Origin of the sequence: Paraburkholderia madseniana, from assembly GCF_009690905.1 — a bacterium.
Taxonomy (GTDB): domain Bacteria; phylum Pseudomonadota; class Gammaproteobacteria; order Burkholderiales; family Burkholderiaceae; genus Paraburkholderia; species Paraburkholderia madseniana.
This window is the reverse complement of the sequence record NZ_VOSW01000029.1, coordinates 1-12,031: the sequence shown is the minus strand read 5'-3', so window position 1 is coordinate 12,031 and position 12,031 is coordinate 1. Positions and strand designations below refer to the sequence as shown.

Below are 12,031 nucleotides of genomic sequence, written 5' to 3'. Positions count from 1 at the left end.
AGCGTCGGCGTCAGTCACGCGCTTGAGGGTCTGTGACAGCTTAGTGTATCGCCCGCGAGGACGGCCAGGCGCCATCCTCGACGATTATTGGCCGCTCCCGCTCGACCCGCTTGCGCACGGTCCAGCCGCACTCCCGTCTCAACGCTCGTCGAATCGCCGCACGATATCGCCCATCAGATTGCGCAACCACACGTTGCCCTCGTCCTGATCGAAATGCTCGTGCCAATGCATCGTGACTGCCGCCATCGGCAAGGTAACGGGCAACTCGTAGAGCTGAAACCCGCCATCACGATTGAAAATCTGAGCAAGACGCCGCGGCAGCGTCGCGAACAGGTCGGTCACGGCCAGCACACTCGGCAAGGCCACGAAGTGCGGTAATTCCAGCGCAATATGCCGGCCCACACCTTGCGCACGAAACGCATCGTCGAGTGCATAGTGGCTGTGCTCGACCGACGTGATCTGCACGTGCGACGCGTCCAGAAATGCTTTCATGGCCAGTTCTTTCGTGCGCGGCAAGCCGCGCCGTTTGCGCGTCATGCAAACGTAAGTCTCTTCGAATAACGCTTGATGACGCGTGCGCGCGGTCAACGTCGGCAGATTGCCGATTGCAAAATCGAGCCGGCTGCCACGCAGCGCATCTTCGATTTCTTCCACCGGCAGCGGTTCGATGCGCAATTTCACGCGCGGCGCCTGCTGGTGCAAGGCCTCGCAAATCGGCGGCAAGTACGCCAACTCCCCCGCATCGGACAGCGATAACCGGAACGTGCGCGTACTGACGGCGGGATCGAAGTGCTCCGCATAACGCAGCGCTTCGCGCACCGTATCCAGCGCCCGCGCGACGATGCCCGACAGTTCGAGCGCGATCGGCGTGGGCTGCATGCCGGCTCGCGTGCGAATGAACAGCGGATCGTCGAACAGGGTCCGCAAACGCCCCAGCGAATAGCTGATCGCCGGCTGCGACAAGGCAAGCCGCTGACCGGCCCGCGTGAGGCTGCGCTCCTCGACGATCGCCTGGAAAACGCGCAGCAGATTGAGGTCGACGTGGTCCAGCGAATTCATCGAGATATCCATGAGATTGATTTTATATTTTATTTTAGATCAATTTGACGCATATCAGTCGCTCAGCGAGACTTTGCTTCATCGACCACCCCACCTACACCACGATGAGCGATTCCTCATATCAGACCGTCGACACGAGCGCCTTGTACCAGCGCGCGCAGTCCGACCGCGTCGCCCCGTCGCTGTACTACGACCCGGCGGTTTTCGAAACCGAACTCGAGCGCATTTTCTACAAAACGTGGATCTGGGTCGCGCACGAAAGCGAACTGCCGAATCCGGGCGACTTCCGCACCACCACGATCGGCCGCCAGCCGGTGATCGTGGTGCGCGACAAGAGCGGCGCCGTCAATGTGCTGCAGAACCGCTGCCGCCATCGCGGCGCAACGGTCTGCGAGCAGCACAAGGGCAATGCGAAAGGCTTCACGTGCCCGTATCACAGCTGGACCTATGGCCTCGACGGCGCATTGCGCGCACTGCCCTATGGCGACGGCTATGAAGGCGTGATCGACAAGACCGAGTTGCCGCTCGCCAGTTTGCGCGTGGGTATCTATCAAGGTCTGATCTTCGCGAGCTTCAATCAGGAGATCGAGCCGCTCGAAGATTTCCTCGGCGGCGCCAAGCCGTGGATCGACCTCTTCATGAAGCAAGGCGCGGGCTATCCGATCAAAGCCAACGGCGAACATCGCTTCCGCTTTAACGGTAACTGGAAAATCCAGCTCGAAAACACCACCGACCTGTATCACTTCCCGGTCGTCCACAAGTCGTGGATGAAATCGATCGACGACGAAACGGCCGCGGCGATCACGAGCTTCATGACCAGCGACGAAGCCTTCTGCCGCTCGCTCGGCAACGGCCATAGCCTCGCTGTGCTGGTGCCGGAACTCGTCGATCTTGACAAGGACGACGGTGCCCCCATTCCTGAGCGCTTCCAGGAACTCGCCGCCACGCTTGGCGAAAAGCACACGCCCGACGAAGTGCGCCGCATTGTGCGTTCACTGATGGGTGTCGGCTTCAACCTGAATCTGTTTCCGAACCTCGCACTCTCGATGGCATTTTTCCGCGTGCTGCGGCCCATTTCCGCGAACGAGACGGAAATCCGTCACGTCGCCCTGGCAATGGACGGTGGCCCCGACGAAGCGAACCGCGTGCGTCTGCGCATTCACGAACACTTCCAGGGCCCATTCGGTTTCGGCAGCCCGGACGACGCCGAAGCATGGGAACGCGTGCAGCGCGGCTCGCATGCCGGTCCCGATCTGCCGATCCTCGTGAACCGCGGCCTGAATCGCGAGAGCACCGCGCCGAACGGCGAAAAGACCGCACACGCTACCGACGAAACCGGGATGCGCGAAGCGTACGCGCAATGGCGCACGATGATGGAGCAAGCATGATGGATGACAGGAACACGCTGTTCTCGCAGCAGATCTTTGCCGGCGCGATCGAACTCATCTGGCGGGAAGCCGAATTGCTGGACCGCAAGGACTATCACGCGTGGCTTTCGTTGTGGGACCCGGCAGGCTTCTACGTGGTGCCGATCGATCACGACACCACCGACTTCGCCGCCACGCTCAACTACGCGTACGACGATCAGGACATGCGCGAAAAACGCGTGCAGCGCATGACGTCCGGCCATTCGGCCTCGGCGAGCGACGCCGCCCGCACCGTGCGCACGGTTTCGCGTTTCACGCTGACGAGCGATACGAGCGACGAGGTCGAGGTGAGCTCGGCGCAGGTCATCGTCGCGTACAAACGCGGCAAGTCGACCCTGTTCGCGGCGGATCTCACGCATCGCGTCAGTTTCGCAAGCGGTGAGCCGCGCATCGTGCAGAAGGTGATCCGCCTGATCGATTCGACCGAGGCGCTCAGCGCGATCGGATTCCTGTTGTAATTGACGACGCTACCTGCGAGCACGACGATGCCAAACGACACGCTTTCTCCCACGGCCGTATCAGCCGCCACGCCAGCGGCGCCTGCGACCTCGCGGACACTGCGGCGGATTATCGTCGCCTCCGTGATCGGCAATGCGCTGGAGTGGTACGACTTTTTTCTGTATGGCACGGCCGCGGCCCTGATCTTCGGGCCGTTGTTCTTCCCGCTGCACGGCGATCCGCTGATGGGCACCCTTGCCGCGTTTGCAGGCTTTGCGATTGGCTTCCTCGCGCGGCCGCTGGGCGGCATCGTGGTCGGTCATATCGGCGACCGGCATGGCCGCAAACGCGCGCTCGTCGTGACGCTGATGATGATGGGCGTGGCGACCTTCGGCATCGGCCTGTTGCCGACGTTCTCGCAGATCGGTTTCCTCGCACCGATCGCGCTCATCTGTTTGCGGGTCGTGCAAGGCATCGCGTCCGGCGGCGAATGGGGCGGTGGCGTGCTGCTCATCAGCGAGAGCGCGCCCGCCAATCGCCGTGGCTATTACGCATCGTTCAGTCAGTTGGGCGTGGCGGGCGGCTTCGTGCTGTCGGCGGCCGCGTTCTATCTGGTGCAGCGGTTGCCGGTGGAAAGCTTTATGTCCTGGGGCTGGCGCCTGCCGTTTCTCGCGAGCGTGCTGATCTTCGGCGTCGGCGTCTATATTCGCCGGAGCCTGCCTGAGAGCCGCGACTTTACCGCTGCCAAACCAAAGCACATGCCGGTGCTGACCGTGCTGCGCAATCACCCGAAGCAGGTATTGCAGGCCATGGGGCTGCGTATCGCTGAAAACGGCGGCACGTATATCTTCCTCTCGTTCGTGCTGGTGTACGGCAAGACGATCGGTGTGCCTGTCTCGGTGATGCTCGGCGGCGTGATGCTCGCGATGCTGCTCGAACTCGCCACGATCGTTCTGTGGGGGCGGCTATCGGATGTGATCGGACGCCGGCCGGTGTATATGATCGGCGCGCTCGGCCTTGTCGTGATCGCATTTCCCGCGTTCTGGCTGATCGATACGCATGAACCGTTGCTCGTGTTCCTCTCGCTCGCATTGGGTTTGCCGTTCTGCCACGCCGCGATGATCGGCACACAGCCTGCGCTAATGGGTGAACTCTTTCCTACCGAGGTCCGCTATTCGGGCATGGCGCTAGGCCATGAAATTGCCTCGGTGTTTTCCGGCGGACTCGCGCCTCTGGTCGCGATCGCGCTGTATTCGAAGGTGCATGCGCCGTGGCCGGTCGCATTGATGCTGATCGGCTTCGGTCTCATCACCGCGATCACGCTCGTGACCATTCCGAAGAACATCAACACGACGCATGATTGAAACGCGATCAGCCGGCGGGAACGGCCATAATCGGCAGCGTAAAGCTGCATTGAAGCCCGCCCTGCCGCGCCGGTTTGGCCCAGATTTCGCCACCATGCCGCGTGACGATGTTTTTGCACAGCGACAAACCAATGCCGTTGCCACCCGCCTTCGACGAAGAGAACCCGTCGAACAGGCGGCCGTGCGCTTCGGCGGGCACGCCGGGGCCGTTGTCGATGACCTGCACGAGCGCGTATTTTCCACGCAGACTGGTGACGAGGCGCAATTCACCCCGCTTTGCAGCGACATGCGTGCATTCCGTCAGCGCCTCGATCGCGTTGAACGCCAGATTCAGCACAACCTGACCAATCAGCACGCGCTCGCAATACACCGGCAAGGCTTCCGGTGCCTGCTCGATCGTGACCGCAACCCCCGCGTCTCGCGCGCGCAATTCGATGAAGTACGCGACGTCCGCGATAACGTCACGCAGGTCCGCATGGGTCTCGCTCGGTTCCCGCTTGACGATGTAATCGCGCACGCTTTTGATGATCACCGCCGCATGCTCGGCCTGACGATCGGCGCTGCGCAGGCCCCACAACGCATCGTCGACGGGTCCCGGTTGCCCGAGCCGCAGAATCGCGCCCTCGATGAAATTGCGCACCGCGGCGAGCGGTTGACTCAACTCGTGTGCGATTGCGGTCGCCATTTCGCCCATCGCGTTGTAGCGCCCCGCGTATTCCAGCAGCCGCGCCTCGTTACGGCGCGCTTCTTCGACAGCGACTTCGTCCGTGATGTCGCGAAAGTGCAGCAGGCGCCCGTTGAGGTCGTCTTCGATCTCGATGCGTCTGCACGTGATGCGCAACCAGCCCGGCGTGCCGTCGCGGCGCGTGATGCGATAACGCTGCGGTGCCGAAGGCTGGATGCGCGGTGCTGCGGCGAGCTGTTCGAGCAGACGGTCGCGATCCGATTCGCTGCAATAGTCGAGCACGTCGCCCATTGGCGCGCCCTCTTCCAGACCCAGCACACGCCGTCCGGATTCGCTGACGAATTCCACTTCGCCCGCGGGCGTCAGCACGGCCACGCCCTCCCCCAGATCCTGCATGAACTCACGGAGCCGCGACTCGTAACGCCGCAGCGTTTGCTTGAGCGTGTCCTCGACGCTGATGTCGCGGAACTGCACCATCACCACCGCGCGCTCCTCCAGCGGCACGTAGGTTGCAATGGCTTCGGACAGCATATCGGCGCCCGTGCGCGAGCGGTAACACCACTCGTAGACCTGCGGGCCCTCGGTGATCGCACGGTCCATGGCCCCGACGCCGATCTCGCGCCGGTACTTCGGCACCGGGCGGGTCATGTCTTTCGCCTTGAGCGGCAGCATTTCTTCAAGCGTAAAACCCAGCGCCTCGCAAGCCGCGCGATTGGCCCACACGATCGCCTTCGTTTCGGCGTCGTGCAGCAGCACGCACAGCGTCAGCGCGTCGAGCAGGCGGTGGAAATCTTCTTCGGCGGGGAAATTCATCGGGCGAGGCTGCACAAAAGTTCGATCGCGTACGTGGAGGAACATAACACCAGTCGGCATGATTCGCGTCTGAAGATTTCTTTAGATACCCCCGGCGCGGTACCTAAAAACACCTCTCGCGTCCCAATTGAAGCGTTCTTTTTGCATTTCTAGACTGGCCTCACCCTGCACGCGCTGTCGCCGGCGTCTTTGCCCGCGACCAAAGCGTGCCTCGTGTTCCAGCCGATAACGAATCAAGGAGATGCCCCGCCATGTCAGACACCGCCATCGACACTGTTGCCGCCGTCGCAGAAGCCAGCCGCGATGCAACGCGTTTGCCGCTCGCCGACGTCATCGTCGAAATCGCCGCACGGCGCGAAGAGTTCGATCGCCTGTCGCATGTGCCGCGCGACGTCATCGTCAAACTCAAGCGTGCGGGCGTGTATCGCGCCGCAACGCCCAAGCGTTTTGGCGGCGATGCGCTCGCACCTACCGCGTTTCTCGACATGATCGAACGTATCGCGATAGCGGACGGCTCGGCGGCCTGGGTCGCGAGTTTCGGCTCGGCGAACGTGTATCTTGCGGCCTTGCCTCTGGCCACTCAGGCGCAGATCTACGCCGATGGTCCCGATCAGGTGTTCGCAGGCGGTCTGTTCCCGGTGCAAGCCGCTCAGCCTGCCGACGGTGGTTGGCGTGTAAACGGTACGTGGAAATTCGCGAGCGGCTGCAAGGGCGCGGATTGGCTCGGCGTCGGAATCGGTGCGGCCAGCTCAGGCTCGGGCGCCGCTGGTGCGCCCGGCAAACCACGCACCGCCGTGTTCCGCCCGCATCAGGTTGAGATCGTTGAGAACTGGGATGTGGTCGGCATGCAAGGTACCGGCAGCCACGATCTGCGCGTCACCGATCAGTTCGTCACCGACGACTGGACCTTCGTGCGGGGCGGCGAACCTTGCGTCGACGAACCGCTGTATCGCTATCCAACCATCGCCTACGCGGCGCAAGTGCTGGCCGTGGTCAACCTTGGCCTTGCACGCGCGGCGCTCGATGTCTCCAACCAGATGGCCGGCGGCCGCAAAACGACAACCGGCGCGCCGCAACTCGCCGACCGCGCGTACTACCGGATCGAATTGGCGAAAGCCGAAGCGCAATTGCGTTCAGCCCGCGCGTTCTTCTACGACACCACCGACGACGTCTGGCAATCGATCCTCGCCGGCAACCCCGTTACACCGGACCAGACCAGCCTGCTGCGGCTCGCCGCGACGCAGATCGCCCGCGAAGGCGCCGACGTCGTGCAGCGCGCTTACCGGCTCGGTGGCACGATGGCGATCTACCGCTCGCATCCGCTGCAGCGCCTGGTGCGCGACGCAATGGTGGTCACCCAGCACGCGTTCCTCGGCGAAGGCAACTTCGATGGCGCCGGTGCGGTGTTCGTCGGCGTGCCGCCGATTCCGGGCTACCTGTAAGTCATTTTCTGATTTTGCCGTTCAAACGATTTCATGGAGAACCACACGATGTCCGATAACCCGAAGCTGCCCTTGCGCGTTCTGTTCTGCTGCGGCGTGACGCAGAATTTCTTCGACTTGCCGCGCGAGAAGATCGGCGAAGTCTGGCAGGCTTACGGCAAGATGCTGGCGGCGGTCGAATCGATGGACGGCGTCAGCGTGCTCGGCATCATGGACGACGACCGCCTCACCGTCGGCAATGCTGACAACTCGCCGTGGACGTTCTACATCATGGCCGACGTGCGCGACTTCGATACCGCAGTGGCGGTGTGCAATCTGTATCGCACTACACCGGTCGGCGAATATAACCTGTGGCGCTACGGCAAGATCGAAGCGCGCGTTGGCCGCGCGCTGCAAGTGCCGCCGCAACACGCCAACGCGGCTTGAGCGTGCCGGAGCATGATGCGATGAACGAGAACACGGATACGCTTGCCCGGTTGACCGAACGGCTTGTCGCGCTCGAAGCCGAATCCGCCGTGCGCTGCACGATGGCGCGCTATATGGCGCTCTGCGACGTGCCTTCGGGTGTGCTGGAAGGCGAGACGCTTGCGGCCCTCTTCGCTGCCGACGCGATCTGGGAAGGCATCGGCCCGCAGTACGCGAGCAAGTTCGGCCGCCTCACCGGTCACGCGGAAATTCTCGCGATGCTCACGCGCTACTTGCCGCCGTCGCCGCATTTCTCGGTCAACGTGCATTTCCTCACGTCGGAAACCATCGAGATGCAGGGCGCAACCGCGAAAGGCCGTTGGATCATGCTGCAAGCGTCCGGCTACGTCGACGCGCAAGCCGAGTTGATCTCGGCGCGCCTCAATGTGGATTTCGCACCCGCCGACAATGGTCGCGACTGGCTCATCACGCACTTTCGCACCGAGCGTCTTTTCGATGCGCCCTGGCAAGTCAATGCAAGGAAACCGAACCCATGAACGAATTTATCCAGACATTGTCGATAGGCGGCACGGGCCCCAGCATCGCGATCAAGGACACGATCGATATTGTCGGTTACGCGACCACGGCCGCAAGCCGGGCGCTAGCTGACACGCCACATGCGCAGCAGCATGCGGAAGTCGTGGAGCGGTTGCTCGATGCCGGTTGGCACATCGTCGGCAAGGCAAATATGCACGAGCTGGCATTCGGCATGACCGGCATCAACGACTACACCGGCACGCCGCAAAATCCCCAGGACACCTCGCGCATTCCCGGCGGCTCGTCGAGCGGTTCGGCGGCGGCCGTTGGTTTGAAGCTTGCGGATGCCGCGCTTGGCACGGACACCGGTGGTTCGATTCGTGGCCCCGCTGCGTGTTGCGGCGTAATCGGCTTGAAGCCGACTTTTGGGCGCGTCTCGCGGCGCGGCGTTGCACCGCGCGAATCGACGCTCGATTGCGTCGGGCCGTTCGCGCGCGAGATGCAGATGATCATCGCCGCGATGCAGGCGATTACCGCCGACTTCGACACACATGCAGCCCACGCGGCGCGAAGCGGCGCGTGGAACGTCGGTATCGTGCAAGTCGACGCAATGCCGGAAATCCTTAAAGCCGTTACGCGCGCGGCGGACCAGGCTGATTGCACCGCTCGCACGTTGGAACTTGCAGGGCTTGCCGCCGCCTTCGAAGCGGGCCTCGCGATCATCAACGTAGAAACTTTTCATGCGTTCGGTCATCTCGTGGCAACCGGCAAACTCGGTGCCGATCTCGATGCACGGCTGCGCGCCGCTGCGAATACAACCGCGGCGCAATGCGAGGCGGCGGAGTCGGTACGTCGGCAATTCACAGCCGCTGTCGATCACGCGCTTGAAAGCGTGGATGTATTGATTCTGCCCTCACTTCCCGCGCTACCGATCACGCTCGACGAGGCACGCGGCGGCACGCCGGTCATCGCCATGTCGTCGTTGATCCGGCCGTTCAATCTGAGCGGCCATCCGGCATTGAGCTTGCCGTTGCCTATCGATGGCTCGCCGCTCAAGGCGGGCTTGCAGATCGTCGGACGCAAGGGGGCGGATGAGCAGGTGTGCGCGATTGCGGCGCGTTTCGAAGCCGCTCTTCTCACGGAGTAAAAGCAATGCAGAAAAGAGTCGTACTCGTCACCGGCGCCGCGCGCGGTCTTGGCGCCGCGATTGCCACGCGCTTTCACGCAGCGGGTTACGCGGTCGCCATCGGCGACATTGCGTTCGATGCCGCACAGGCTCTCGCCCGCGATCTGAGCGCCGATGGCTCGAGCGCCTTCGCACTGAATCTGGACGTCACCGCGAAGACCGCATTCGAATCCGCACGCGATGCGATCCTGCAACGCTGGGGCCGTATCGACGCACTGATCAACAACGCAGGCGCATCCAAAGTCGTACCCGTGATGGAGATCACCGCCGAGCAGTTCGATCAGGTGATCAACGTGAATCTGCGCAGCGTGCTGTTCGGCTGTCAGGTGTTCGGCCAGCATTTCGCCGACGCTGGCGCGGGGCGCATCGTCAATATCGCCTCCCTAGCGGGACAGAATGGCGGATCGGCCACCGGTGCGCACTATGCGGCAGCCAAAGGCGGCGTTATCACGTTGACCAAGGTGTTCGCGCGCGACCTCGGCACAGCGGGCGTAACCGTCAACGCGATTTCACCTGGGCCGATGGACCTGCCGATCGTGCACGAGAGCGTCGCGCCCGACAAACTGAAGGCGGTGATCGCCAACATTCCGGCGGGACGTCTGGGCTCAGCGGACTATGTCGCCGATGTCGCGGTCATGCTGGCTGCAGAGAACGCTTACTTTGCAAACGGCGCATGCTGGGACGTGAACGGCGGCTTATTCATGCGTTAGTGCCCGACGCGGCCGCCTCCTGATCCCACACCGCCATCACGTCGCGCACCAGCATCGCGATGGACGCCGCGCCAAGTTTGTCTTTGATGCTCGCGCGATGCACGTCGACGGTCTTCACGCTGATGGACAGATCAGAGGCGATACGCTTGCTGCCCTTGCCGTCGATTACACCGCGCAGCACTTCTTTCTCGCGTGCCGTCAACGACGCCAGGCGCTTGCGTAACTCGCGCTGTTTCTGATCAGCGGCGTGACGTTGCGACGCAAGTTTCAATGCACGCTGCACGCGATCGAGCATCTGCTGCGAGTTATACGGTTTCTCGACGAAATCGATCGCGCCGTTCTGCAAGGCACGCACCGACATCGGAATGTCGCCGTGACCGCTGACGAAAATGATCGGCAGCGTCGCACCTTGACGGTTCAACTCCGCTTGCACGTCGAAGCCGCTTTGCTCCGGCATGCGCACATCGAGCACAAGACACGCGGGCACGTCCGGATCAAACGCGCTAAGAAATTCACTAGCCTTGGCGAAACCCGCCGACTTCACGCCGACCGACTCGAGCAGCCATGCGAGCGAGGTGCACATACCGTTGTCGTCGTCGACGATATAGACGATCGGTGCGAGGGACAAAGCGGACTGAGGCTGCTGGGACATGGAGTCTGTGGAACGGTTCGGGATAGGCGCGATTCGAAGCGTCTTGCGGGCTCATGATAACCAGTGGAAAAAGCGCTGCAAAGCGATAATTACCCTGTAGAAGAGATAAAAGTCGCTCATGCGCTCACCGTGCAGACAGGCATTGGGGAAACCTTTAGACGGACTGGGAAAGAGGCCTCTACGCGCACCGCTCGCGCTGATTTTTTTCCGCGCGTGGATTGATTACGCTTGAATCCAGATCCCTACCGCGCCCCCAGGAACCCAGAACATGACGCCGAATCCACAAGCAACGCAAGCGACTCCCGTCGCCGACACCGAGCTGGCAGCCAGGCAGCAATTCCGTCAGGCCATGGCACATCTATCCGCGGCTGTGAACGTCATCACGACCGCCGGTCCGCATGGACGCTGCGGCGTCACCGCGAGCGCCGTGTGCTCCGTCACCGATGCGCCGCCCACGCTGCTCGTCTGCCTGAATCGCTCGAGCGCGATGCACGCCACCTTCGAACGCAACCGGCATGTTTGCATCAACGTACTGCCCGGCGAGCATGAACTGCTCGCGCGTCACTTCGCCGGCATGACGCAGGTGCCGATGGAAGAACGCTTTGGCTGGCCGATCTGGGACGACGGCACGCACGGTGTACCGGTTTTGCGCGACGCACTCGCGAGTCTGCAGGGCGAGATCGTCGATCTGAAGGAAGTGGGTTCGCACTCGGTCATGTTCGTCAAAACCACCTGCATCAGCGTGCGCACGGACGGTGATGGTTTGATCTATTTCGATCGCAATTTCCACCGCATCAAACGCTCGGCATCGCATTGAGGTGCGACGGGAACGATTGAAACCAGCCGCGGCGCGTGGCCTGCTTAAATTACGCCCGCGCTATCGGTATCGAACTGAAACTGCGGCACCGCCGCGACGGCTTCAACGAAACAGTCGATCAGATTAAGGGAATGGGCCGTTGGCGCTGGGTGTGGGTTGTCTCGATGTCGCCAATCCGAATACTTTGTTCTTTGGCAACACGGGTGGTCCTGCGGCACAAGTTCTGAATTCCTCTTTTGCCTGCGTGGCGCTCATTGTCAGTGTTCTTAGGGCTTTGGCCTTTCCTTGATCTGGCTTTGGTGCCTTTCCTTGCATTGTTAGTGGTCTATTAGCGTTGCCCCTGTGCGGGGCGGCACCTACTTCTCTTTGCCGGCTGCAAAGAGAAGTAGGCAAGAGAAAGCAGCTTAAACCGCTAAGGAAGGTCTGCACAACCCGTTTCCTGCACGTCGCGCGGTTTGCTGCCCGCGTTGTAGTGGCGGCGAAGATGCTGGGACCT

12 protein-coding genes are annotated in these 12,031 nt (G+C 62.2%); 9 read left to right on the top strand and 3 right to left on the bottom strand.

The window, feature by feature from the left end; genetic code table 11:
• Positions 1-138: 138 nt before the first annotated feature.
• Positions 139-1,059, bottom strand: coding sequence for a LysR family transcriptional regulator (locus FSO04_RS16810; protein WP_054041527.1), 921 nt, complete (start codon positions 1,057-1,059; stop codon positions 139-141).
• A 104-nt stretch (positions 1,060-1,163) separates the two neighbouring features.
• On the opposite strand from FSO04_RS16810, the gene FSO04_RS16805 reads away from it, so the two are divergent.
• Genes FSO04_RS16805 through FSO04_RS16795 form a run of 3 tightly spaced genes read left to right on the top strand, consistent with a single transcriptional unit; the run spans position 1,164 to position 4,288 of the window.
• Positions 1,164-2,447: an aromatic ring-hydroxylating oxygenase subunit alpha gene (locus FSO04_RS16805; protein ID WP_154560755.1), complete on the top strand. Its 1,284-nt coding sequence runs from the start codon at positions 1,164-1,166 to the stop codon at positions 2,445-2,447.
• The gene (locus FSO04_RS16800) at positions 2,444-2,944 is read left to right on the top strand and encodes an aromatic-ring-hydroxylating dioxygenase subunit beta (protein WP_154560754.1); all 501 of its coding nucleotides are present in this window, start codon (positions 2,444-2,446) and stop codon (positions 2,942-2,944) included. Before FSO04_RS16805 ends, FSO04_RS16800 begins: the two co-directional genes overlap by 4 nt.
• 27 nt (positions 2,945-2,971) lie before the next feature.
• A complete protein-coding gene (locus FSO04_RS16795; RefSeq protein WP_154560753.1) occupies positions 2,972-4,288 on the top strand; it encodes an MFS transporter in 1,317 nt (438 codons plus the stop codon).
• Between the two features lie 7 nt (positions 4,289-4,295).
• Here FSO04_RS16795 and FSO04_RS16790 read toward each other — a convergent pair whose 3' ends face one another.
• On the bottom strand, positions 4,296-5,786 hold the full coding sequence (locus FSO04_RS16790) for a PAS domain-containing sensor histidine kinase (protein ID WP_154560752.1): 1,491 nt from the start codon (positions 5,784-5,786) through the stop codon (positions 4,296-4,298).
• A 251-nt stretch (positions 5,787-6,037) separates the two neighbouring features.
• On the opposite strand from FSO04_RS16790, the gene FSO04_RS16785 reads away from it, so the two are divergent.
• Genes FSO04_RS16785 through FSO04_RS16765 form a run of 5 tightly spaced genes read left to right on the top strand, consistent with a single transcriptional unit; the run spans position 6,038 to position 10,066 of the window.
• Positions 6,038-7,228, top strand: coding sequence for an acyl-CoA dehydrogenase family protein (locus FSO04_RS16785; protein WP_154560751.1), 1,191 nt, complete (start codon positions 6,038-6,040; stop codon positions 7,226-7,228).
• A gap of 48 nt (positions 7,229-7,276) precedes the next feature.
• On the top strand, positions 7,277-7,654 hold the full coding sequence (locus FSO04_RS16780) for a hypothetical protein (protein ID WP_074283434.1): 378 nt from the start codon (positions 7,277-7,279) through the stop codon (positions 7,652-7,654).
• 20 nt (positions 7,655-7,674) lie between these two features.
• Positions 7,675-8,190 carry a nuclear transport factor 2 family protein gene (locus tag FSO04_RS16775; protein ID WP_154560750.1) on the top strand — a complete coding sequence of 172 codons (516 nt, stop codon included), beginning with the start codon at positions 7,675-7,677 and terminating at the stop codon, positions 8,188-8,190.
• A complete protein-coding gene (locus tag FSO04_RS16770) occupies positions 8,187-9,317 on the top strand; it encodes an amidase (protein WP_154560749.1) in 1,131 nt (376 codons plus the stop codon). Before FSO04_RS16775 ends, FSO04_RS16770 begins: the two co-directional genes overlap by 4 nt.
• Positions 9,318-9,322: 5 nt before the next feature.
• Positions 9,323-10,066 carry an SDR family NAD(P)-dependent oxidoreductase gene (locus FSO04_RS16765; protein WP_154560748.1) on the top strand — a complete coding sequence of 248 codons (744 nt, stop codon included), beginning with the start codon at positions 9,323-9,325 and terminating at the stop codon, positions 10,064-10,066.
• Here the strand turns inward: FSO04_RS16765 and FSO04_RS16760 are convergent.
• On the bottom strand, positions 10,056-10,718 hold the full coding sequence (locus tag FSO04_RS16760; protein WP_154560747.1) for a response regulator transcription factor: 663 nt from the start codon (positions 10,716-10,718) through the stop codon (positions 10,056-10,058). The two genes, FSO04_RS16765 and FSO04_RS16760, sit on opposite strands and share 11 nt — an antisense overlap.
• A gap of 268 nt (positions 10,719-10,986) precedes the next feature.
• Here FSO04_RS16760 and hpaC point away from each other — a divergent pair, with 268 nt between their 5' ends.
• Positions 10,987-11,535 (top strand): 4-hydroxyphenylacetate 3-monooxygenase, reductase component, encoded by a 549-nt coding sequence (gene hpaC / locus FSO04_RS16755; protein WP_154560746.1) that lies wholly within the window; start codon positions 10,987-10,989, stop codon positions 11,533-11,535.
• The last annotated feature ends 496 nt before the right edge of the window (positions 11,536-12,031 follow it).